A 22,614-nucleotide genomic window follows, 5' to 3' on the forward strand; every position below is an offset into this window, starting at 1 on the left:
TTTCGAGCCGTTCACTTCGTGTCCATAGCCGTTCAGCCTTTGCGCTGGTGATCAATCGGGAAATCCTGCGTGTCCAGTGGGCCGGACACCCGCAGGGCTCGTCCGAACGCGCGGCGCCGCAACGCGGCATCCATGCATTCGTGCGTCTCGTGCACCCACGCGCCCCTGCCCGGCAGCGACGCGGCTCGATCTGCGATCAAGACGCCGTCGCGGGCCACGACTCGTAGGAGTGAGGACCGGGAGGCACGCGCGCGACAGCCCACGCACGTTCGAACAGGTTCCATTCTACCCCCTCGACCGACGTCCCGGTTTCGTCAGGACTCCAGGATCGAGTCGGGCTGGATGTCGATCTTCGCGCCGGTCAGCTTCGCGGCGAGGCGGGCGTTCTGCCCCTCCTTGCCGATGGCGAGCGACAGCTGGTAGTCCGGGACGAGCGCCCGGACGGCCTTCGTGGCCGCGTCGAGCACGAAGCTCGAGGTGACCTTGGCCGGCGACAGGGCGTTGGCCACGAACGCCGGCAGGTCGGCGTTGTAGTCGATGATGTCGATCTTCTCGCCGCCGAGCTCTTCGGTGACGGCGCGGACGCGGCGGCCCAACTCGCCGATGCAGGCGCCCTTGGCGTTGATGGAGGGATCGTTGGCCTTGACCGCGATCTTCGTGCGGTGACCGGCTTCGCGCGCGAGCGAGGTGATCTCGACGAGACCGTTGGCGATCTCGGGCACCTCCATGGCGAAGAGCTTGCGGACGAGTCCGGGGTGCGTGCGGGAGACGGTGATCGAGGGGCCCTTGGTGCCCTTCGAGACCGAGGTCACGTAGACGCGCAGACGCGAGCCGTGCCGGTACTCCTCGCCCGCGACCTGCTCCTCGGGCGGGAGGATGGCCTCGATCGTGCCGAGGTCGACGTGCACCATGCGCGGGTTCGGCCCCTGCTGGATGACACCGGCGACGATGTCGCCCTCCTTGCCCCGGAACTCCCCCAGCACGGCGTCGTCGGCGATGTCGCGCAGGCGCTGGCTGATGACCTGCTTCGCGGCGAAGGCGGCGATGCGGCCGAAGTCGTCGGGAGTCGACTCCTCTTCGCCGACGACCGCGCCCTCGTCATCGCGGAGGGGCACGTAGATGGCGACGTGGCCGGTCTTGCGGTCGAGCTCCGCACGAGCCCCTTCGGGCAGCTCGCCGTCGGGCGAGGTGTGCTTGGCGTACGCCGTGAGGACCGCCTGCTCGATGATGCGGACGAGTTCGTCGAAGGGGATCTCCTTCTCTCGCTCGACGGTGCGCAGCAGTGAGAGATCGATGTCCATGGGGGCCCTCCATATTCAGCTCTTGTCCGGGCGCGTTTCGCGCTCCCGGCATCCATCCCACGTTACCCGATGGGGCGGGGAACGTGTTTGCCCGGCGCCGAGGACGCCACGTCGAGCGGGCGATCTCGGGATACTGGGGGCATGACCGAACGCGCTCCCCGCCTCGCCGACCCCGGACTGATCGGACTGCTCGGTTTCGTGATCGCCACGCTCACGGCACAGCTGGAGCATCTCGGACTGCAGAACGAGAGCCCGGTGTTCTGGGTCGGTGCCGTCTTCGGCGGCGTGGTTCAGGTCACCGCGGGAATGCTGTCGTACTTCGCGGGCGACGACTTCCACTTCATCGTCTACAACGCCTTCGGGTGGTACTGGATCTGCATGCCCGGCTTCCTGCTCGGCGGCGAGCTCGGGTTCTTCGAGGTCGAGGGGCCCGCGCGTGGCGTGTTCACGCTCATGTTCTCGATCCTGGCCCTCGTGTTCGCCCTCTCGGCGGCATCGCGCAACACCGTGCTGCCGGTGACACTGCTGGCCGTCGCGGCCGGCCTCGGCCTGCAGACGGTCACCGCGTTCGGCGGGCCGCCGGCCGTCGGAGCAGCCGGCTCGGTCGCATTGCTCCTGGCCTCCGCGCTCGCGGCGTACATGCTGCTCGAGAAGTTCTACGCGCGAACGCTCGGTCGCAGCATCCTGCCGCTGGGGCCCGCGTGGTTCCGGGTCGCCTCCCCTGTATCGATTCAGGCGCATACTGTTTGAGGACCGGGCGGCCCGCGCTGCGGGAGACCACGCCCGATCGTGACATCGGTCGCGACGACGGCTCTGCCGCCGCGACCGCAACGCGAAAGGAACCTCTCATGACCACCAACGCGCACGCCGCCGTTCTCCACGGCCAGGACGCACCGTTCACATTCGAGGAGATCACCCTCGACGACATCCGTCCGAACGAACTGCTCGTGAAGTTCGCCGCCACCGGCCTCTGCCACACCGACCTCGCCGTGCAGCATGGTCACATCCCCGCGGCGTTCCCGTTCGTCCTGGGCCACGAAGGCGCGGGCACCGTCGAGCAGGTCGGCGATGCCGTCGTCGGCTACGCCGTCGGCGACAAGGTCGCGGTGTCGTTCGCCTCGTGCGGCCACTGCACCAACTGCCTCACGGGACGCGAGGCTTATTGCCGCAACTTCATGGCGCTCAACTTCGGCGGGGCGCGCGAGGACGGCTCGGCCACCATGACCGCCGCGGACGGTTCCGCCGTGCACGGCTCGTTCTTCGGTCAGTCCTCGTTCGCCAGCCACGTCATCGTCGAGGCCCGCAACGCGGTGAAGCTGCCGACGACCGCCGACGTCGAGATCGCCGGCCCCCTCGGCTGCGGCGTGCAGACCGGAGCCGGCACCGTGCTCAACTCGCTCGACGTTCCCGCCGGCGCATCGGTCATCGTGACCGGCACCGGCGCCGTGGGGCTGTCGTCGATCATGGGCGCGAAGGTGGCCGGCGCCACGACGATCATCGCGGTCGACATCATCCCGGAGCGGCTCGAGTTCGCGGCGAAGCTCGGCGCAACCCACACGGTCAACAGCAAGGACGAAGACGCCGTGGCGCGCATCCTCGAGATCACCGGCGGGGTCGGCGCGGACTTCGCCGTCGACACCACGGCCGTTCCCGCGGTCGTCGACACGATCGTCGCCGCCACCGCGTTCGGCGCGAAGATCGCGCTGGTCGGTGTGCCGAAGCCGGGCACGGAGATCGCGCTGGCGTCCATCTCGGGCTCGGGCAAGACCTTCGTCGGCGCGATCGAGGGTGACGCGGTGCCGCAGAAGTTCCTCCCCGAGATGCTCGCGCTGCACGAGGCCGGACGCTTCCCGTTCGACCAGCTCATCACCAAGTACCCGTTCTCGGAGATCGAGCGAGCCATCGCCGACACGCAGTCGGGCAAGGCGGTCAAGGCCGTCCTTGTCATGGACTGACGGCCCGGATACGCCGATCGGGCCGGAGCACGCACATCGCTGCGCGTTCCGGCCCGGTTCCTTCCGTCTGGCGGCACGACTTCGGCCATCGCTGAGCCACCCGGCGGTCGCCCCTCGGACACCTAGCCGTCACGGAGTCTCTCCAGAGTCGGGATCGGCGCACATCGCGCCGCCCTCCCCGTCGAACAGGAGCTCCCGCGTGTCCTCACGCCTTCCGTCAGCCACCCGCACGCGTCGCACCGCCGCCGCCCTGACCGTGGCGGGCCTCGCCGCCGGTCTCGCCGTGGCCGCGCCCGCAACCACCGCGGCGACCGCCGCCGCGCCTCCCGCCGAAGACCTCGCCTCCCGCTTCACCCTCGCCGTGCTGCCCGACACGCAGTTCTACTCGCGCTACTCGGCCGACCAGTTCCTGCCGCGCTACGGCACCGACCCGTTCGCGACGCAGACGGAGTGGCTGACGGCTCACGCGGACGACCTGCGCATTCCCTTCACGTTGCACCTCGGGGACATCGTCGACCGCGCCGGGGTCGAGGCCGAGTGGCGTGCGGCCGACGCCGCCATGCGCACCATGGACGAGGCCGCTGCGCCCTACTCGATCCTTCCCGGCAACCACGACGTGCTCAACAGTGGCGTCCGCGATGACCAGCTCGACGTCGCGAACGAGCCCTTCAACCGCTGGTTCGGCGCGACACGGGCGGCGACGCAGAGCACGTACGGCGGCAGCGACCCGCTGGGGCTGAGCCAGTTCCACATCTTCGAGGCCGAAGGCCAGCGGTTCATGTCGCTCGCCGTCGCCTGGAACGCCTCGGACGCAACGCTCGCCTGGGCCCAGAGCGTGCTCGACGCGCACCCGGACGTCCCGGTCATCCTCACCTCGCACGCCCTGATCAACGTCGCGGCCGACCAGACCTCCCCCGTCGAGACCGGCGACAGCCAGCGGATGTGGGACCGCCTCATCCGGGGCAACGACCAGATCTTCCTGACCTTCAACGGCCACTTCCATGGCGCGACGCGACAGGTCAAGCAGAACGACTTCGGCCACGACGTGCATCAGGTGCTGATGGACTATCAGATGGCGTACGAGGGCGGCAACGGCTACCTCGGCCTCGTCGAGTTCGACCTCACCAACGGCCGCCTGTCGCTCGAAACGGGGTCGCCGTGGGTTGTGCAGAAGCCGCAGGAGAGCCTCACGAGCTACGACCAGCCCCTCCTCGACGGTGAGCATCAGCGTTTCTCGGTTCCGATCGACTTCCGGGAACGCTTCGCCGGCTTCGCTCCCGGGTTCACCGCCGGTTCCGCCGATGAGCCGAAGCTGACGGAGGCCGCGCGCGCGATCCTCCTCGACGGCTTCGAGGGCCCCGATCCGATCTCGACCGAGGCCCCCGGCAACGAACTCGACTTCGTCGAGGCCGAGGGCACGCTCGCCCACTGGCGATTCAACGGTCAGGACGGCGTCGTCGACGCGGACACGGTGATCGAGGACATCGCCGGCGACAACGACCTCACCCGTCCCGACCCCGCCGACACGAACGCGGTCGGAACGCTCTGGGAGGACGTGACCGTCCAGTCCTCCGACGTGCACGGCTACTCGTCGGACGCGGCGGCCGTGTGCTTCGACGACTCGTCGGGATCGCGCTTCAGCTACCTGACGACGGCCCCCGACGCCCCGATCAATGAGGCAGACCTGTCGCAGGGGTACACGATCGAGACCTTCGTGAAGATGGACGCCGACTGGAACGCCTCGGCGAACGGATGGTCGAAGGCCCTGACCCGCACCGGCAACCGGTCGCAGATCGGTGTGCCCGAGACCCGCTGGGACTGGACCGCCTCCCCCACCGCGCTGGGCATCTCGAACCTGCGCGAGTTCCAGTACACGAGCCTCGACGCCGACGCGACGCTCGGCGACCGCGTCAACTGGTCGGGCGAGATCATGGTCGACCAATGGCAGCACGTCGCGATCGTGAACGACCCCGAGTCGCGCACGACGACCATGTACGTCGACGGTGCCCCGGTGCTGCGCAACGCCACGAACGTCGGCGGTATGGCCTGGCACGAGGGACACTCGTGGATCCTCGGGGCCGACTGGACCGATGACGCCGCGCGCAACGGATGGCATGGCTGCATCGGCGAGACGCGCATCATCGACCGCCCGACCACGCCGGACGAGTGGCTGACGCAGCGCGCCGACCTGACCGGCTTCGGGGTGCGCGAGGCGCCGTCGGGCGAGCTCGCCTCCGATGTGTCGTCCGTGCGCTTCGCGGGCGTCGGCTTCCCCGGCGCCGAGGTGCGCCTGGCGCCCGCCGCCGAGGGCGTGGCGGCACGTGCCGACCTCGGCGGCGCCGTCACCGCCGTGGCGGCGGACGGCACGTGGGAGATCGTCGTCACCTCGGGCCTGACCGCCGGCGAGCACGCCGTCGAACTCTCGCAGGCTCTCGGAGCGCGCTCGATCACGCCGCAGCGCGTCGACTTCGCGATCGCGGCCGCTGCGCCCGCTCCGGCTCCGACGACGCCCGCCCTTCCCGGCGGGACCGTTCCCGGCGGGACCGCGCCGGGAGGCGCCGTGCCGACCGGCGCACCTGCCGCGGACGTCGACGGTTCGCTGGCCGCCACCGGCGGCGACTCGGGCATCCTGATGCCCGTCGCCGTGGCGGCATCCGTGCTCACCGTCCTCGGTGGCGTGCTCCTGGCGCTGCGTCGCCGACGCATCGCTCGCGGCTGATCCCCCGGGCCGGGGCGCGGCGGCATCCGTCGCGTCCCGGCCCGCCGCCGCCCTCTCCGGCCCGTGCCGTCGTAGGCTCGCGGGATGGCCGAACACGGGGTGCACGACGCGGCGCGCGCCGTCGAACGGCATCCCGCGGCGCGCGTGCTCGCCCGGGGCGGCTACGTCGCGAACGGTTTCGTGCACCTGCTGATCGGGTCGCTCATCGTCGCGGTCGCTTTCGGCGGCGACCGCGACGCCGACCAGACGGGAGCCTTCCGCGCGGTCGCCGAGCTTCCGCTCGGGTTCGTCGCGCTGTGGGCCGCAGCCGCTCTCCTGACCGCGCTGGGCGTGTGGCATCTCGCCGAGGGAATGCTGGCCTCGCGGCGCCGGCGCGGCGCCGCCGTCTGGGGGCTGCGGGTCTCGGAATGGGGACAGGCCGTCGTGTTCCTGTTCTTCGGCGGGTTGTCCGCCGCCGTGGCGCTCGGCGCACGCCCGCAGGCCGATGAAGCCGCGCGCGACGCGAGCCGCGGCATCCTCGCGCTTCCGGGCGGCGTGTTCGCGATCGTGCTCGTCGGGGCCGGTGTCGCGATCGCGGGAGTGGTCTTCGTCGTGATGGGCGTGCGGCGCTCCTTCCACTCGAAGATGACGATCCCCGACGGAGCGGTCGGTCGCGCCGTCGAGGGCCTCGGGATCCTCGGCTTCATCGCGAAGGGCATTGCTCTGGGGTCGCTGGGCGGTGTGCTCATCGTCGCCGCCGTGCGTTCGCGCGCCGACCAGGCCGGCAGCCTGGATGCTGCGATCCGGGCGCTGCTCGACCTGGCTTTCGGCCCCGAGATCGTGGTCGTCGTGGGGGCCGGGCTCATCGCCTACGGCGTGTTCACGGTCTTCCGCGCGCGCTACGCCGACCTCTGACCCCCGGGTCTCTCGGCGGCTGCCCGCTTGCGGGCGCACCTCGGCCTGTCGAGCGCAGGAACACGTGCGCCGGATGCCGCAACCTGCGCGGCATCCGGCGACCGGGTGCTGAGATCAGCGGGCGGTGAGTCGCGCGACCGCGTCGGCCGCGGCGAGGGTCTCGCGTTCGCCCGTCCGACGGTCCCACAGCTCGACCTGGCCGTCGGCCGCGCCGCGCCCGACGATGAGGATGCGCGGCACGCCCACCAGCTCGGCGTCGCCGAACTTCACGCCGGGCGACACCTTCGGGCGGTCGTCGTAGACGACCTCCAGGCCCGTCGCCTCGAGCTCGCCCGAGAGCTGCTCGGCCAGCTCGAAGGCCGCGGCGTCCCGGCCGGTCGCCACGACGTGCACGTCGAACGGAGCGACCGACGCGGGCCAGATGAGTCCACGCTCGTCGTTGTTGAGCTCGGCGATGATCGCGAGGATGCGGGTCACACCGATGCCGTACGAGCCCATCGTGACCGTGACGAGCTTGCCGTTCTCGTCGAGGACCTTCAGCCCCAGTGCCTCGGCGTACTTGCGGCCGAGCTGGAAGACGTGACCGATCTCCATGCCCCGCGCGATCGAGACCGGGCCCGAGCCGTCGGGCGCCGGGTCGCCCTCGCGCACGGTGGCGACCTCGACGAACGCGTCGGCCGTGAAGTCGCGGCCCGCGACGAGGGAGTGCACGTGCTTCTGGTCGATGTTCGCGCCCGTGATCCACGAGGTCCCGTCGACGACGCGGGGGTCGAGGACGTAGCGGATGCCGGTGGCCGACTCCTCGCCGAGCACCGGGCCCTCGGGCGACCAGGGGCCGATGTAGCCCTTGACCAGCAGCGGGTTCTTGGCGAAGTCCTCGGCCGTCGCCGGCTCGACCTCGGCCGGCGCGAAGGCGACCTCAACACGCTTGTCGTCGACGTCGCGGTCGCCGGGCAGGCCCACGACGACGAGCTCACGCGTGCCGTCGAGGTGCGTGAGAGCGAGCACGACGTTCTTGAGCGTATGCGCCGCGGTGAACTCACCCTCGAGGTTCGCGTTGACGTGTGCGACAAGCGTCTCGATCGTGGGGGTGTCGGGCGAGTCGAAGACGACCGGCTCCGGCAGCCCGTCGATCGGCCCGGCCTCGGGCACGACCGTCGTGAACGCCTCGACGTTCGCGGCATACCCGCCCGCGGATCGCACGAACGAGTCCTCGCCGACGGGGGTCGGGTGCAGGAACTCTTCCGAGCGGGAGCCGCCCATGGCCCCGGCATCCGCCTGCACGATGACGTATTCGAGACCGAGGCGCTGGAAGATGCGCTCGTACGCGTCGCGCTGGGCCTGATAGCTCGCCTCGAGCCCGGCGTCGTTCGCGTCGAACGAGTACGCGTCCTTCATCGTGAACTCGCGGCCGCGCAGCAGGCCGGCACGGGGACGGGCCTCGTCGCGGTACTTGTCCTGGATCTGGTAGATCGTCAGCGGCAGGTCCTTATACGACGAGTAAAGGTCCTTGACGAGGAGGGTGAAGGCCTCCTCGTGGGTCGGAGCGAGCAGGTAGTCGCCGCCCTTGCGGTCCTGCAGGCGGAACAGCAGGTCGCCGTACTCCTCCCAGCGTCCCGTCGCCTCGTACGCCTCGCGCGGCATCAGCGCCGGGAAGTGCACCTCCTGCGCACCGGCCGCCGCCATCTCCTCACGCACGACGCGCTCGATCTTGGCCTTGACGCGCAGGCCGAGAGGCAGCCAGGCGAAGATGCCCGCCGCCTGCGGTCGGATGTAGCCGGCGCGGATCAGCAGCTTGTGACTGGCGACCTCGGCGCCCGCGGGGTCTTCACGGAGCGTGCGGAGGAACAGGTGCGACATACGGGTGACCACGAGTCGAGTCTACGGATGCCGCGGGGCCGCGATGCGCGCGCGATCGTTCCTCACCCCGCCGCGTCCCGCATCGCCGACAGCACGCGCTCCGCGGCATCCACGACGTCCGGCGCCTCCATGATCTCGACGACGTTCACGCCATCTGTCGCGAGGAGGTAGGAGCTGTCAGGACGGATAGCCCCGACGCCCCGCACGGCCTCGGTCGCGCCCGCGACGTCGACCGGCACCGGGACGTCGCGTCGGCCGTCACCTGCGGCGAGTCGATTCCATTCCCATGCGCCTCCGGGATAGATCGTCACGATGACCGCGTCGAGACGGGCTGAGTTCGGCGCGTACCAGCGGCAGACGGTGCCGAGCCCCGCGTCGCGCGCGATCTCGATGTGAACGTCTGTGCCGAAAGCCGAGGGGTACCCCTCGACGAAGTCGGTCGTGCCGAGGATGTCGGCCACCGAGACCCGTTCCCGCAGCTCATCGCACGTCATCGGAGACCACCACGAGGAAGTGCGCGCCGCCGGCATCGGACGACCGGCATTCTCGAGGGCTGACATGAAGAGCGGGGCAACCGCGTCGAGTCGGGCCGTGACGACGTCATTGCTGACCCCGTCAGCGTTACCGAACACGCCGCTGACCGTCACGAGCATCCAGGTGTCGCCATCGGACACCGCCCGACGACAACCCTCGCTGTCGTAGCGGAAACCTTCGCAGACCGTGTCGGAGTACGTGGAGACGACGCTCGCGGGAACAACGTCCGCGGGGAGGGCGGACACCTGCACGGATTCGAAAGTGCTGGATTCCCACGAGCAATCGAGACCGCCGAGCGTCCGGACCTCGGGCGTGCTGAGGTCCGTCGCGGGGCCGAGCTCGACCCCGACAGCCGACGAGAGCGCGCTCGCATCGAACACCTGTGTGCAATCGCCCCTGAAGGCCATGGTCGGCGCGGACAGCTGCGGCTCCGCATCCGGAGTCGCTGTCTGGGTGGGCGAAGGCTCCGCCGTCGGAGTGGGGGAAGGCGTGGGTGTGGGCGTCGGCGTCGGCGTGGACGTCTCGACCGGAGTCAGGATGCGGTCGTCCGGGCGGAGGGCCGCGAAGGCGACGCCCGCGACGACGACGGCCACGAGGGCGGACGCGGCCGCTCCCGCGACGATGCGCGAGCGGCGCGCGCGGGCGGCGCGCAGCCGCTTCACACCCCCGACGACACGATCGCGCAGATCGCCGTGCTCGTTCGGGGTGAGCTGATCGTTCAGGTCCACGATGCCTCCAACGCCGTCATCTCGTCTCGTAGCCGGCTCTTCGCCCGTGAGAGGCGTGATTTCACCGTGCCGACCGGGATGCCCAGGGTCTGCGCGACGTCGCGTTCCGGGTAGCCCTCGAGCACGCTGAGGACGACGACGCTCTGCTCACCGGCCGGCAGCTGCTTGAGCGCCGCGAGTACACCGCTCTCGTCGTGGGCGGACGGTGCCGCGGATGCGGACGCCGCAGGGGTCTTCGCCAGCAGCGCTCGGTAGCGCCGCCCCGCTCGCTCGAGATTGCGAGCCGCGTTCGCGACGGTCGTCAAGAGCCACGGCAGCGGCGACCCGTCGACCAGGCGCACGCTCGCGCGCCTGCGCCAGAGCTCGAAGAACGCGATGGCGACCGCGTCCTTCGCATCCTCGCGATCGGTCAGCAGCCGGGTCGCGTGCCGGAACAGTCGCGACTCGTATCTGTCGAACAGGTCTCCCAGCGCGGACTCGTCGCCCGCCCGCAGTCGCTGCCATGCAGCGGCCTCATCATCTCCCACACCATGTAGTGTCCGGCACCACCGAGAAGGTTCGCGGTCGTGCGAACTAATCTGAGCGGATGACGACCGTGCCGGAGGCCGTGGAGCAGCGACTCGCCCCGGTCGAATGTCGGAGCGGCCGCCTAGCCTGAACTCATGAGAACCGTGCTGCTGACTGGATTCGAGCCGTTCGCCGGAGACGCGACGAACCCATCGGGGGACGCGGTGAACCTGGTCGCCGACCATTGGACGGGCCCGGAGAACCTGGTCATGGCGGTGCTGCCGGTGACCTTCCACGGGGCCAGGTTGCAGCTGCTGGAGCTCATCGTCGAGCACTCCCCCGACGTCATCATCGCGACCGGCCTGGCCGGGGGCCGCACGGGGATCGCTGTCGAACGAGTGGCGCTCAACCTCAAGGACGCGCGAATCCCGGACAACAGCGGCGAGCAGCCCGTCGACGAGCCGTCGGTCAGGCACGCGCCCGACGCACACTTCGCGACGCTGCCCGTGAAAGCGATCGCCGCGGACATCATGGCGGCGGGCATCCCTGCCTCGGTCTCATACTCGGCGGGCACCTTCGTCTGCAACCACGTGATGTTCACGGCCCTGGATGGCGGCGAGCCGGGCGATCGCGCCGCCGGCTTCATCCACGTTCCCTACGCCACCGAGAACGCACCCGAGGGCCAGCCGTCGCTGCCGCTCTCGGACATTGCGCAAGCGTTGCGCATCGCCATCCGCACCTCCTTGGACACCGAGGTGGACCACTCGTACGCGGCAGGCTCCATCTGGTGAGAGGCAGCTGCCTCGTCAGCTCGAGAGCGCGGAGAGCATTCGCCCGAGGACCTGCCCTGCGAGGTCGAGATTCTCGTCGTAGAGGCTGACCACGTTCACTCCGTCGGTCGCGAACGCCTTGTACGAGCCGTAACCCCAATCTGTGGCGAAGGCGTCGGTCGCACCGGCCACGTCCAGCTCGACAACCGATGACTCCGCCGCCCGCCCGCGCAACTCGTCCCACTGCCACCCCAGGCCCGGCGCGACCTGCGGCGAGAGGATGTGGAACTCGTCCGTCTCGTAATCTATCCGCTCGCCGTCGGAGAACAGCGGACACGCTCGGAAGACACCCGCCGCTGCCAGCAGGACCTCCTCCGGCTGCTCGGAACCCTCCCAGTAGCCGTGGCGGTACGGACCGATGAGTTCCTCGAGACCGAGGGACTCGCCGAGATCCACGCAGTCGGGAATCGCCCAGACGTCGTCGGTGGCGGCAGCGCGCCGCGGCTGCGTCGCCGCTGGCAGGTTGGCTGCGACCGCCTCGATGGCTGCGTTCAGCAGCTCGTCCGGGGTCTCGACAGCACCCCATCCGGCGTTCGCGCCGACCCACACATCGGCCACGACACGCCCAAGGCGACAGTTGTTGGCGTCGTAGCTGGGCTCACAGGTCGCCACGGAGTAGCGAGCGGCGAACTCGTTGTTCACCTCCACCGCCGGAACCACTGTCATGGTGAGGCTGCCGATACCTTCGGGAAGATCCGCGCCTTCACCGGCGAACCAGGTACAGGCGAGGCCCCCGAGCGTCCCGAGGGGCTCGACGTCGACCTCCACCGGACGCTCCGCGTCCCACGCGAGGTACTGTTCGGCCCGGGTCAGCGACCCCGCACCGAGGAGCTCGTCGCGCTGCTCACCCGTGAGCATCTGCTCGCAGTCGCCGTCGAAGGCCCGAACGGGCTCGAGGTTCGGCGTCGGCGTGGGCGTCGGGGAGGGCGCGTCCGAGGACGGGCGCGCCGGCGTCGGTGCTTCCGCCGCTCGGTCGACGGGAGCGCACCCCACCGCGAGAGTTGCGGCGAGCGCGAGGGACAGGAGCGCGGCAGGACGGCGAAGCACGCAGCGAGCCTGGCAGGACCGGCATGCCGGCCGCGGCATCCGCCGTCGAAGCTTTATGGAACCGATCTCAGGCGGTGACGACCTGCGCCGTGCCGAGCGGCGCGTCGGGACCGAGCTCGTCGGCGATACGGCGGGCCTCTTCGATGAGGGTCGCGACGATCTCCGACTCGGGCACGGTCTTGATGACCTCGCCCTTGACGAAGATCTGCCCCTTGCCGTTGCCCGACGCGACGCCGAGGTCAGCCTCCCGCGCCTCGCCCGGCCCGTTGACGACGCAGCCCATGACGGCGACGCGCAGCGGCACGGTGACATCCTTCAGACCCGCGGTGACGTCGTCGGCGAGCGTGTAGACGTCGACCTGCGCACGCCCGCACGAGGGGCACGAGACGATCTCGAGCTTGCGCTCCCGCAGGTTGAGCGACTGCAGGATCTGGTGTCCGACCTTGACCTCCTCGGCCGGCGGCGCCGACAGCGAGACGCGGATCGTGTCGCCGATCCCCTCGCCCAGCAGGATGCCGAACGCGGTGGCGCTCTTGATCGTGCCCTGAAACGCCGGCCCCGCCTCGGTCACCCCGAGGTGCAGGGGCCAGTCGCCGCGCTCGGCGAGCTGCCGGTAGGCCTTGACCATGACGATCGGGTCGTTGTGCTTGACCGAGATCTTGAAGTCATGGAAGTCGTGCTCCTCGAACAGCGAGGCCTCCCAGACGGCGCTCTCGACGAGCGCCTCCGGCGTCGCCTTGCCGTACTTCTCGAGCAGGCGCCGGTCGAGAGAGCCGGCGTTGACGCCGATGCGCAGCGAGACGCCGGCGGCCTTCGCCGCGTTCGCGATCGCACCGACCTGGTCGTCGAACTTCCGGATGTTGCCCGGGTTCACGCGCACCGCGGCGCATCCGGCGTCGATCGCCTGGAAGACGTACTTCGGCTGGAAGTGGATGTCGGCGATGACGGGGATCTGGCTCTTCTTGGCGATGATGTGCAGTACATCCGCGTCGTCCTGCGAGGGAACGGCCACGCGCACGATCTCGCAGCCGGATGCCGTGAGCTCGGCGATCTGCTGCAGCGTCGCGTTGATGTCGGTGGTCGGCGTCGTCGTCATCGACTGCACGCTGACGGGGGCTCCTCCCCCGACGAGCACCTTCCCGACGCGGATCTGCCGGCTCTTGCGGCGAGGGGCGAGGACGTCCGGAACCTGGGGCATCCCGAGATTGACAGCTGGCACGGGCACAGCCTACGCGGCACCGCCGCAGACGGGCTGGGAGCCGCGCGACACCGCGTCCCCGGCGCGGGTGTGATAATTTCGGCCCATGCACACGCGCCTCTCCTGGTGGCACACCGCCTAGGCGGTGTGTTCGACGTGCACACGTTTCAGACCGCCCGGCGTTGAAGGCCCGGCGGTCTTCTTCGTGGGGCGGGCGCTCCGACGAAGAAAGACGACGATGACCGGTTCTCTCCCGACCCTGACCGATCTCGCGGCGAGCGGTGCGCCCTTCGCGCTCATCGCGCGCGACGGGGCGACCGTCGAGGTGCTCCGCGGCGACGTCGTCGACGTCGACCGGCTCGCCGACATCCCGCTGGACGATCCCGACGGCACACCGCGCGAAGTGCTCGCCCTCGTGCCGTTCCGCCAGGTCGTCGAACGCGGCTTCGTCTGCCACGACGACCGGGCACCGCTGCGCTGCCTGCGTGTCGCCGACCACGATTCCCTGCCCCTGGCCGAGGCACTGCGCCAGTTGCCGTCGGAGCGGGTGCCGCTCGAGGACGCCGGGTTCGACATCTCCGACGAGGACTACGCCGAAATCGTCCGTCGCGTGATCGCCGACGAGATCGGCCGCGGCGAGGGCGCCAACTTCGTCATCCGGCGCGACTTCACCGCGACGGTCGAGACGGATGCCGTCACCGCCGGCCTCACCTGGTTCCGGGCGCTGCTGCAGCACGAGCGCGGCGCCTACTGGACCTTCCTCGTCGTGACCGACGGTCACGTCGCGGTCGGCGCCAGCCCGGAGGCCCATGTCAGCGCGCGCAGCGGGGCGCCCGCGGAGCCCGGCACGAGCATCGTCACGATGAACCCGATCTCCGGCACCTTCCGCCATCCCCGCGGTGGCGCGACCGCCGAGACGCTGACGGAGTTCCTCTCCTCCACCAAGGAGACCGAGGAACTGTTCATGGTCGTCGACGAAGAGCTGAAGATGATGTCTGCGGTCTGCTCCGACGGGGGCCGTATCACCGGCCCTCATCTGAAGGAGATGTCGCGCCTGACCCACACCGAGTACATGCTGCGCGGCTCGAGCACCATGGACCCCCGCGACATCCTTCGGGAGACGATGTTCGCACCCACCGTCACGGGGTCGCCGATGCAGAACGCCTGCACGGTGATCGCGCGGCACGAGCGGACGCCCCGCGGCTACTACTCCGGTGTCGCCGCCCTCTTCACCCCCGCGGCGGGAGGCGGCCACGACCTCGACGCCCCCATCCTGATCCGCACGGCCTATCTCGTCGACGGCCGGCTGCGCGTGCCCGTCGGAGCGACGCTCGTTCGGCACTCCGACCCGGCGGGCGAAGTGGGCGAGACCCACGGCAAGGCGGCAGGCGTCCTGGGCGCGATCGGCGCCGTCGACCGCGACGAAGCGCCCGCGGCGATCGCCGACACGACGGCGGTCGACGAGGACGCACCCGCCGCGCACCGCCCGCGGATCGGCGACGATCCGACGATCGCGGCCCTGCTCTCCTCGCGCAACGCGCGTCTCGCGCAGTTCTGGCTCGACCCGCAAGCAGCGGGGGGCGGCCCCTACGCGGGCCGCGAGGTGCTGGTCGTCGACGCCGAGGACCGGTTCACCACGATGCTCGGGCACCAGCTGCACCACCTCGGGTTCGCCGTTCGCATCGCTCCCTGGCACGAGGTCACGGATGCCGCGGTCGACGAGGCCGGTCTCGTCGTCTTCGGCCCCGGCCCGGGCGATCCGCGCGACGGCGCCAGCCCTCGCATCGCCCGTATGCGCGAGCTCGTCGGCCGGCGCGCCGACGCGGGCAGGCCGCTGCTCGCCGTGTGCCTGAGCCACCAGATCCTGGCCGACCGGCTCGGGATCGCGCTGGCCCCCCTCGCGTCGCCCCATCAGGGCCTGCAGAAGAGCGTCGACGTGTTCGGACAACCCGCGTCCATCGGCTTCTACAACACGTTCACGGCACGCGTCGCCCCCGGCACCGAACGCCTGGGCGACACCGAGATCGCGGCGGACCCGTCGTCGGGTGACGTGTACGCGCTCCGGGGACCGGCGTACGCCTCCGTGCAGGGGCATCTCGAGTCGATCCTGTCGCGAGATGGTCTGCCGACACTCGAGCGGCTCATCGGATTCGCGCTCGAGCCCGTCTCCGCCTGATCGCGCCGCGTCGGCGGCGAGCGCGTCAGCCGAGGATCGAGATCGGGTTGAAGACGTCGGCGAGGATCAGCGTGCCGCCCATGACGATGAGCCCGATCACGACGACGAAGGTGACGGGCACGAGCTTCGTGGCGTCGACGGGGCGCGGAGGCGGGCGGCGGAAGAGCTTCGCCCAGGCGCGCTTGATCCCGTCCCACAGGGCCACCACGACGTGTCCGCCGTCGAGAGGTAGCAGGGGCAGCAGGTTGAAGATGAACAGCGCGATGTTGAGCGAGCCGAGCAGGTTCAGCACCTGGAAGGCACGGTCCTGAATCGGCGCGTCGGTCGCGGCCACCTCCCCGGCAATACGCCCGGCACCGACGACCGACAGCGGTCCGTTGGGATCGCGCTCCCCACCGGTCACGAGGGCGACTCCGGTCTCGTAGACCTTGACCGGCAGCTGCCAGATGACGCTCGCGACGGCACCCAGCCGCTCGACCGCGGCCTGCGGCCCCGTCCAGATCGGCTGCGGCACGTTGACCCGTGTTCCCGTCATGCCGACGAACCCGACCTCCTTGACCTCGGTCGCGCCGTCCGCCGTCGTCACGGGACGTTCCGCGGCGATCGGGGTGACCTCGAGCGTGACGCGGTCGCCGTCGCGCTCGACGACGACCGGGATCGTGCGTCCCGGCGACGCCTGGATGATCGCGGTCGCCTCGACATAGCCGGACACCTCGGTCCCGTCGACGGCGACGATGACGTCCCCGGGACGGATGCCGCCGGCCGCGGCCGGTGAGACGGGATCGCCGGGCTCGCATGTCGTGCGCTCGACGCCGGCCGGAACGACGCACTCGTTCACACCGGCGATCGTCGTGGAGACGCTCGGCAGCCCGATGGCGCTCAGCGCGATGCCGAAGAGCACCATCGCGAGCACGAGGTTCATCAGCGGCCCGCCGACCATGATGACGATGCGCTTCCACACCGAGAGCTGGTAGAACGCCGGACGCGCGTCGTTCTCGACGAGGGTCTCGGCGTTGGCGAGACGGGCGTCCTGCACCATCGCCCCGAAGAAGCGACCACTGCGCCGGGTGGCGGCGTCGGGCTCGTCGGGTGCTGGCGGGTACATGCCCGACATCGAGATGTAGCCGCCGAGAGGCAGCGCCTTCACGCCGTACTCGGTCTCGCCGAAGCGCCGCGACCAGAGCGTCGGCCCCAGGCCGATCATGTACCGGCCGACGCGCACGCCGAACAGCTTGGCGGGCACGAGGTGGCCGACCTCGTGCAGCGCGATCGACACGGCGAGCCCGACGACGAGCAGCACGACGCCGATGACGAAAGCGAGGACGGTCACGACCGCTCAGAGTACCCGCCGAGTCTTTGAATCGGCCCAGGCCGTAAACTCCCACTATGGAGCGGGCGCAGAGTGCGACAGTGCGGCGTGCTCGCGCGCTGCGCGGAACCGCCTCCGCCGCGATCGCCACCGTCTTCGCCGCCACCGCCCACACCATCTCGGGCGGGCTCGCGCCCTTTTGGCTCATCGTCGTCGCGACGCTGCTCGCTGCCCCCGCGGCCGTCTGGCTCGCCGGCAGGGCACCCTCGGCATGGCGGACCTGCCTCGTCGTGCTGGCGAGCCAGGGCCTGTTCCACACGTTCTTCTCCATCGCCGGCTCCACTGACCCGACGGCGCCCCTCGGGCACGTCCACGGCGGAACGCTCGCCGCGCTCGGGCCTGTCGCGCACACGCACGCCTTCGGCATGAACATGACCGCCACGCACGTCGTCGCGGCCGCCGTCACCGTCGCGACGCTCGTCGTCGGCGAGCGCCTCGTGCGCCTCATCCATCGCGGCATCCGTCGGTTCGTGCGTCTGATGTCGCCGTCGGTTCGCGCGCGGACGCCCCTGCTGCGTCCCGCCGTCGGGAGCACGCGCGTCGTCCCGGCACGTCGTCTCCGTTCCTCTCTGTCGCTGCGGGGTCCGCCGGTCGCCACCGCGTGACCCCCCCCTTCCCGTAGCGGCCGGCACGACGCCGCCCGCATGTTCCGAGAGACGACAATGACCCTCACCATCACCGCGCGCCGCCGTGCGCGCCTGGCCGTCGGCGTGACCGCCGGCGCCGCACTCGCCCTGGCCCTTCCGCTGGCCGCCTCCGCGCACGTCCACGTGACGCCGGAGGAAGTCGCCGCCAACGGCTCGACCCGCATCGACTTCTCGTTCAGCCACGGCTGCGACGGATCGCCCACGACGGCGCTCGTCGTCGACATCCCCGCCGAGGCACAGGGAGCGACCCCCGTCATCGACGGCGCGTGGACCATCACCACCGAAGCGGGCGAGAACGGCATCCCCACGCGCGTCACGTACACAGCGGTGGCGCCCATCCCCGACGCCTACGCGGCCTCCGCCGGCATGAACGTGATCTTCCCGGGATCGGCCGAGGGCGAGAGCTTCGCCTTCCCCGTGACGCAGCAGTGCGAGGCGGGAGAGGCTGCCTGGGTGCAGGTCGCCGAGGACGGCCAGGACCCGGACGACCTCGAGTACCCCGCTCCCGTCGTGGTTGTGGGGGCGGCCGCAGCCGACGCGCACGGCGGTCACTCCGAGAGCGGCCACTCGTCCGCGGGCACGTCCGACGCCGCCGATGCCGAGGCGACGGCCGCGGCCGCGCCCGCGGCCGACCCGCTGCCGATCTGGCTCTCGGCCGGCGCACTCGTCCTCGCGGCTGCGGCGCTCGTCCTGGCGATCACCCGCCGACGCGCGTGAGCACAGCCGGGGCGGGCGCGTCAATCGGCGCGGCCGCCCCGGAACCGGGATGAGACAATGGTGGGAATGCCTACCGACGCCCCGAACCTCCCTCCCGTCCTCCGACCCGAGACGCCGCCGCGCCGCTCCCTGGCCGAGCTCGCCGCCCACGTCGGCGGCCGGATCGTCGGCGATGCATCCGACGTCTCGGTCACGGGTATCACCCTCGCGACGGCCGACCTGCGTCCGGGGGAAGCGTTCGTCGCGATCCGCGGCGCGGCGCGGCACGGCGCCGAGTTCGCGACGCAGGCCGCCGCGACGGGCGCCGCCGCGATCGTCACCGACACCCGCGGGGCCGAGCTCGCCGCCGACGCCGGCCTGCCCATCGTGGTCGTCGACGACCCCCGGGCCCGACTGGGCGAGCTCTCTGCCTGGGTCTACGGCACAGGCCGTGACGACCGCCTTCCTCTTCTCTTCGGCACGACCGGGACGAACGGCAAGACGAGCGTGTCGCACCTCATCGAGGGCATCCTCGGTCAGCTCGGAGCCGTCACCGGGCTGTCGTCCACGGCAGAGCGCCACATCGCGGGCGAGGTCATCGTCTCGCGGCTCACGACGCCCGAGGCCTCGGAGTTCCACGCGCTGCTCGCCCTCATGCGCGAACGCGGCGTCGAGGCGGTCGCCGTCGAGGTGAGCGCGCAGGCACTGACACGTCACCGTGTCGACGGTGTGGTCTTCGACGTCGCCGGCTTCACCAATCTCACGCACGACCACCTCGACGACTACCGCGACATGGCGGAGTACTTCGAGGCCAAGCTCCCCCTGTTCCGTGCCGACCGTGCGCGCCGGGGCGTGGTCTGCCTCGACTCCGAAGCCGGCACCCAGATCGTTGCGCGGGCCGAGATCCCCGTGACGACGATCGTCACACCCGCGATCGCCGAGTCGCCCTCCGCGACCGCGGACTGGACGGTCGAGATCGTCGCGGAGCGGCAGAGCGGCACCGAGTTCCGCCTGGTCGGGCCGGACGAACGACAGCTCACCACGACGGTTCCGGTCATCGGACGGCACATGGCCGCGAATGCCGGCCTCGCGATCGTCATGCTGCTCGAGGGCGGCTACGCGTGGGACGAGCTCGTGCGCGTGCTGGACGGGCGACGCATCGACGCTCACCTGCCGGGGCGCACGCAGCGCGTCTCGGGTGACCGCGGCCCGGCCGTGTACGTCGACTTCGGGCACTCCCCCGATGCGTTCGAGAAGACCCTGGCCGCCGTGCGGCGCGTCACCCCCGGGACCGTCGTCATGGTCTTCGGGGCCGACGGCGATCGCGACAAGACCAAGCGGCACGACATGGGTGCCACTGCCGTCCTCGGCAGCGACATCCTGATCGTGACCGACCACCACCCGCGGTTCGAGGATCCCGACGCGATCCGGGCCACTCTCCTGGAGGGCGCTCGGCGAGCGCGACCGGATGCCGACATCCGCGAGTCGTCGCCGCCCGAGAAGGCGATCATCGAGGCCGTCTCGCTCGTCGGAGAAGGCGACGCGATCCTGTGGGCGGGGCCGGGACACCAGGACTATCGCGACATCCGCGGAGTCCGCACGCCGTATTCCGCTCGAGAGCTCGCCCGTCGCGCGCTCCGAGACGCCGGCTGGCCCGTGCCCGAACCGAGTTGGGCCGTGCCTTACGCCGACTGAGCGCGTTTGTGGTCGGACCACTGTGAAAAATCAGGGGTCTCCCGCCGTCCTGTCGCTCGCGTGCACGATTCCTCCGCCACGTGCGGGTGCGGCGTAGCGTCGGCCACAGGCACGCCGCGGCAGGCACGACCAGCGCCTTCCCCGCTCCCCGGCGGGCCTTCCGACAGGACGAAGGACCCACGATGAGCACAGTCATCCCGACCACGACAGCACACGACGACGACGCGGTCCCCGCCGCGTGGGCGGGCTTCGCCCCGGGCCCGTGGCAGGACGACGTCGACGTCCGTGACTTCATCCAGCGCAACTACGAGCCCTACACCGGTGACGCATCGTTCCTCGTGGGACCGACGGCCCGCACGACCGGGCTCTGGCAGACGCTCAGCGAGATGTTCCCGGCGGAGCGCGAGCGCGGCGTGTACGACGTCGACGCCCTCACCCCCTCGACGATCACGTCGCACGCTCCGGGCTACATCCGGCGAGAGGACGAGCTGATCGTCGGTCTGCAAACCGACGCGCCCCTCCGTCGGGCGATCATGCCGAACGGCGGATGGCGCATGGTCAAGGGCGCCCTCGAGACATACGGCTATCCGGTCGATCCGACCCTCGAGACGATCTTCACGCGGTACCGCAAGACGCACAACGACGGTGTGTTCGACGTCTACCCGCCGGCCGTCCGCCGCGCCCGCAGCAGCCACATCATCACGGGCCTTCCCGACGCCTACGGCCGCGGCCGGATCATTGGCGACTACCGCCGCGTCGCCCTGTACGGCACCGACGCACTCGTGGCGGCGAAGAACGTCGAGCGGGCGGAGCTCGACATGCACCCCTCGACGGAGAACATCCTGCGCTCGCGCGAGGAGAACGCCGAGCAGATCCGCGCCCTGCACGAGCTCGCCGAGATGGCCGCCTCGTACGGCTTCGACATCACCCGGCCCGCCGCCACCGCCCGCGAGGCGATCCAGTGGCTGTACTTCGCCTACCTCGGCGCAGTGAAGGAGCAGAACGGCGCCGCGATGAGCTTCGGGCGCAACACCGCGTTCCTCGACGCGTACATCCAGCGCGACATGGCGCGCGGCATCCTGACCGAGGCCGAGGCCCAGGAGCTCGTCGACGACCTCGTCATCAAGCTGCGCATCGTGCGATTCCTGCGCACACCCGAGTACGACGCACTGTTCTCGGGCGACCCGACCTGGGTGACCGAGTCGATCGGCGGCGTCGGCGAGGACGGACGCACGCTCGTGACCAAAACCGCCTTCCGCTTCCTGCAGACGCTCTACAACCTCGGCCCCGCACCCGAGCCCAATCTGACCGTGCTGTGGACCGACGCCCTGCCCGACGGCTTCAAGGAGTTCTGCGCGCAGGTCTCGATCGACACCTCGTCGATCCAGTACGAGTCCGACGACCACATCCGCGCACTGTGCGGCGACGACGCGGCCATCGCGTGCTGCGTCTCGCCGATGACGGTCGGCAAGCAGATGCAGTTCTTCGGGGCTCGGGTCAACCTCGCCAAGACTCTCCTGTACGCCATCAACGGCGGACGCGACGAGGTGAGCGGCAAGCAGATCGCACCGGCCGCCGCCCCCGTCTCGGGAGACGTGCTCGGGTACGACGACGTGCGCGAGCGCTTCCGGGTGATGATGGAGTGGCTCGCCGAGACGTACGTCGACGCGCTCAACTGCATCCACTTCATGCACGACAAGTACGCCTACGAGCGTCTCGAGATGGCTCTGCACGACGGCAACGTCCTGCGCACCATGGCATGCGGCATCGCGGGGCTCTCGGTCGCCGCCGACTCGCTCTCGGCCATCAAGTACGCGACCGTCGAGCCGGTGCGCGATGCGTCGGGGCTCGTCGTCGACTACCTCGTGCACGGCGACTTCCCCACTTTCGGGAACGACGACGACCGCGTCGACGAGATCGCCCGCGAGCTGGTGTCGGACTTCATGTCGATGATCCGCAAGCACCAGACGTACCGTGATGCGGTGCACACCCAGTCGGTGCTGACGATCACGTCGAACGTCGTGTACGGCAAGGCCACCGGCAACACCCCCGACGGTCGCCGTGCCGGTCAGCCCTTCGCCCCGGGCGCGAACCCCATGAACGGGCGCGACACGCACGGGATGCTGGCGGCGGCACTGTCGGTCGCGAAACTGCCCTTCGACCAGGCCCAGGACGGCATCTCGCTGACCACGACGGTGACGCCGAGCGGTCTCGGGCGCACGCCCGAGGAACGGGTGCGCAACCTCGTGGGGCTGCTCGATGCGCAGATGGCGTCGGACGGCTACCACCTCAACGTCAACGTGCTGACGCGCGAGACGCTCGAGGATGCGATGGTCAATCCCGACAAGTACCCGCAGCTGACCATCCGGGTGTCCGGCTACGCGGTCAACTTCGTGCGACTGACCCGAGAGCAGCAGCTCGACGTGCTCAGCCGCACCTTCCACACGGGGGTCTGACT

The 22,614-nt window shown here is 70.4% G+C and carries 18 protein-coding genes; 10 read left to right on the forward strand and 8 right to left on the reverse strand.

What is annotated here, in order from left to right; genetic code table 11:
- Positions 1-32: 32 nt before the first annotated feature.
- Both VC184_RS10945 and nusA read right to left on the reverse strand, forming a co-directional pair.
- Positions 33-284 carry a YlxR family protein gene (locus tag VC184_RS10945; RefSeq protein ID WP_112617239.1) on the reverse strand — a complete coding sequence of 84 codons (252 nt, stop codon included), beginning with the start codon at positions 282-284 and terminating at the stop codon, positions 33-35.
- 30 nt (positions 285-314) lie between these two features.
- A complete protein-coding gene (gene nusA, locus VC184_RS10950; protein ID WP_274178771.1) occupies positions 315-1,301 on the reverse strand; it encodes a transcription termination factor NusA in 987 nt (328 codons plus the stop codon).
- Between the two features lie 141 nt (positions 1,302-1,442).
- Here nusA and VC184_RS10955 point away from each other — a divergent pair, with 141 nt between their 5' ends.
- The 4 genes from VC184_RS10955 to VC184_RS10970 all read left to right on the forward strand — a co-directional run bounded on the left by VC184_RS10955 (position 1,443) and on the right by VC184_RS10970 (position 6,869).
- Complete coding sequence (locus VC184_RS10955; protein WP_269267706.1) at positions 1,443-2,051, forward strand: acetate uptake transporter family protein; 609 nt, start codon at positions 1,443-1,445, stop codon at positions 2,049-2,051.
- Positions 2,052-2,149: 98 nt separating this feature from the next.
- Positions 2,150-3,256 carry an NAD(P)-dependent alcohol dehydrogenase gene (locus VC184_RS10960; protein WP_323986149.1) on the forward strand — a complete coding sequence of 369 codons (1,107 nt, stop codon included), beginning with the start codon at positions 2,150-2,152 and terminating at the stop codon, positions 3,254-3,256.
- 199 nt (positions 3,257-3,455) lie between these two features.
- The gene (locus VC184_RS10965; protein ID WP_282501297.1) at positions 3,456-5,975 is read left to right on the forward strand and encodes a LamG-like jellyroll fold domain-containing protein; all 2,520 of its coding nucleotides are present in this window, start codon (positions 3,456-3,458) and stop codon (positions 5,973-5,975) included.
- 84 nt (positions 5,976-6,059) lie between these two features.
- Positions 6,060-6,869: a DUF1206 domain-containing protein gene (locus VC184_RS10970; RefSeq protein WP_282501298.1), complete on the forward strand. Its 810-nt coding sequence runs from the start codon at positions 6,060-6,062 to the stop codon at positions 6,867-6,869.
- Between the two features lie 114 nt (positions 6,870-6,983).
- On the opposite strand, the gene VC184_RS10975 is transcribed toward VC184_RS10970, so the two are convergent.
- From VC184_RS10975 to VC184_RS10985, 3 genes are read right to left on the reverse strand one after another with little or no spacing between them, the layout of a single operon-like run.
- Positions 6,984-8,741, reverse strand: coding sequence for a proline--tRNA ligase (locus VC184_RS10975; protein WP_323986151.1), 1,758 nt, complete (start codon positions 8,739-8,741; stop codon positions 6,984-6,986).
- 50 nt (positions 8,742-8,791) lie between these two features.
- A complete protein-coding gene (locus tag VC184_RS10980; protein WP_282501300.1) occupies positions 8,792-9,991 on the reverse strand; it encodes a hypothetical protein in 1,200 nt (399 codons plus the stop codon).
- A complete protein-coding gene (locus VC184_RS10985) occupies positions 9,982-10,518 on the reverse strand; it encodes an RNA polymerase sigma factor (protein ID WP_274178777.1) in 537 nt (178 codons plus the stop codon). The genes VC184_RS10980 and VC184_RS10985 overlap by 10 nt, the downstream gene beginning before the upstream one ends.
- A gap of 135 nt (positions 10,519-10,653) precedes the next feature.
- Here VC184_RS10985 and pcp point away from each other — a divergent pair, with 135 nt between their 5' ends.
- Positions 10,654-11,289, forward strand: a complete 636-nt coding sequence (gene pcp, locus VC184_RS10990; protein WP_282501302.1) for a pyroglutamyl-peptidase I — start codon at positions 10,654-10,656, stop codon at positions 11,287-11,289.
- Between the two features lie 15 nt (positions 11,290-11,304).
- On the opposite strand, the gene VC184_RS10995 is transcribed toward pcp, so the two are convergent.
- Positions 11,305-12,375: a hypothetical protein gene (locus tag VC184_RS10995; protein WP_282501303.1), complete on the reverse strand. Its 1,071-nt coding sequence runs from the start codon at positions 12,373-12,375 to the stop codon at positions 11,305-11,307.
- Between the two features lie 67 nt (positions 12,376-12,442).
- On the reverse strand, positions 12,443-13,573 hold the full coding sequence (gene ispG / locus VC184_RS11000) for a flavodoxin-dependent (E)-4-hydroxy-3-methylbut-2-enyl-diphosphate synthase (RefSeq protein WP_023955151.1): 1,131 nt from the start codon (positions 13,571-13,573) through the stop codon (positions 12,443-12,445).
- Between the two features lie 238 nt (positions 13,574-13,811).
- On the opposite strand from ispG, the gene VC184_RS11005 reads away from it, so the two are divergent.
- The gene (locus tag VC184_RS11005; RefSeq protein ID WP_323986152.1) at positions 13,812-15,749 is read left to right on the forward strand and encodes an anthranilate synthase family protein; all 1,938 of its coding nucleotides are present in this window, start codon (positions 13,812-13,814) and stop codon (positions 15,747-15,749) included.
- A gap of 25 nt (positions 15,750-15,774) precedes the next feature.
- On the opposite strand, the gene VC184_RS11010 is transcribed toward VC184_RS11005, so the two are convergent.
- On the reverse strand, positions 15,775-17,079 hold the full coding sequence (locus VC184_RS11010; protein WP_274178781.1) for a M50 family metallopeptidase: 1,305 nt from the start codon (positions 17,077-17,079) through the stop codon (positions 15,775-15,777).
- 56 nt (positions 17,080-17,135) lie between these two features.
- Between VC184_RS11010 and VC184_RS11015 the strand changes: the two genes are divergently transcribed.
- The 4 genes from VC184_RS11015 to pflB all read left to right on the forward strand — a co-directional run bounded on the left by VC184_RS11015 (position 17,136) and on the right by pflB (position 22,612).
- Positions 17,136-17,723, forward strand: coding sequence for a hypothetical protein (locus VC184_RS11015; RefSeq protein ID WP_274178782.1), 588 nt, complete (start codon positions 17,136-17,138; stop codon positions 17,721-17,723).
- A 57-nt stretch (positions 17,724-17,780) separates the two neighbouring features.
- Complete coding sequence (locus VC184_RS11020; RefSeq protein WP_274178783.1) at positions 17,781-18,482, forward strand: DUF1775 domain-containing protein; 702 nt, start codon at positions 17,781-17,783, stop codon at positions 18,480-18,482.
- 66 nt (positions 18,483-18,548) lie between these two features.
- The gene (locus VC184_RS11025; RefSeq protein WP_274178784.1) at positions 18,549-20,156 is read left to right on the forward strand and encodes a Mur ligase family protein; all 1,608 of its coding nucleotides are present in this window, start codon (positions 18,549-18,551) and stop codon (positions 20,154-20,156) included.
- A gap of 182 nt (positions 20,157-20,338) precedes the next feature.
- The gene (gene pflB, locus VC184_RS11030) at positions 20,339-22,612 is read left to right on the forward strand and encodes a formate C-acetyltransferase (RefSeq protein WP_274178785.1); all 2,274 of its coding nucleotides are present in this window, start codon (positions 20,339-20,341) and stop codon (positions 22,610-22,612) included.
- The last annotated feature ends 2 nt before the right edge of the window (positions 22,613-22,614 follow it).

It is taken from the genome of Microbacterium plantarum (assembly GCF_035231185.1).
Taxonomy (GTDB): Bacteria; Actinomycetota; Actinomycetes; order Actinomycetales; family Microbacteriaceae; genus Microbacterium; species Microbacterium plantarum.

What these genes read in the sequence shown, in the direction of transcription:
- VC184_RS10945 (WP_112617239.1), bottom strand. Translation starts at nt 284, where the DNA reads ATGGAACCTGTTCGAACGTGCGTGGGCTGTCGCGCGCGTGCCTCCCGG.
- nusA (WP_274178771.1), bottom strand. Translation starts at nt 1,301, where the DNA reads ATGGACATCGATCTCTCACTGCTGCGCACCGTCGAGCGAGAGAAGGAG.
- VC184_RS10955 (WP_269267706.1), top strand. Translation starts at nt 1,443, where the DNA reads ATGACCGAACGCGCTCCCCGCCTCGCCGACCCCGGACTGATCGGACTG.
- VC184_RS10960 (WP_323986149.1), top strand. Translation starts at nt 2,150, where the DNA reads ATGACCACCAACGCGCACGCCGCCGTTCTCCACGGCCAGGACGCACCG.
- VC184_RS10970 (WP_282501298.1), top strand. Translation starts at nt 6,060, where the DNA reads ATGGCCGAACACGGGGTGCACGACGCGGCGCGCGCCGTCGAACGGCAT.
- pcp (WP_282501302.1), top strand. Translation starts at nt 10,654, where the DNA reads ATGAGAACCGTGCTGCTGACTGGATTCGAGCCGTTCGCCGGAGACGCG.
- ispG (WP_023955151.1), bottom strand. Translation starts at nt 13,573, where the DNA reads ATGCCCCAGGTTCCGGACGTCCTCGCCCCTCGCCGCAAGAGCCGGCAG.
- VC184_RS11005 (WP_323986152.1), top strand. Translation starts at nt 13,812, where the DNA reads ATGACCGGTTCTCTCCCGACCCTGACCGATCTCGCGGCGAGCGGTGCG.
- VC184_RS11015 (WP_274178782.1), top strand. Translation starts at nt 17,136, where the DNA reads ATGGAGCGGGCGCAGAGTGCGACAGTGCGGCGTGCTCGCGCGCTGCGC.
- VC184_RS11020 (WP_274178783.1), top strand. Translation starts at nt 17,781, where the DNA reads ATGACCCTCACCATCACCGCGCGCCGCCGTGCGCGCCTGGCCGTCGGC.
- VC184_RS11025 (WP_274178784.1), top strand. Translation starts at nt 18,549, where the DNA reads ATGCCTACCGACGCCCCGAACCTCCCTCCCGTCCTCCGACCCGAGACG.
- pflB (WP_274178785.1), top strand. Translation starts at nt 20,339, where the DNA reads ATGAGCACAGTCATCCCGACCACGACAGCACACGACGACGACGCGGTC.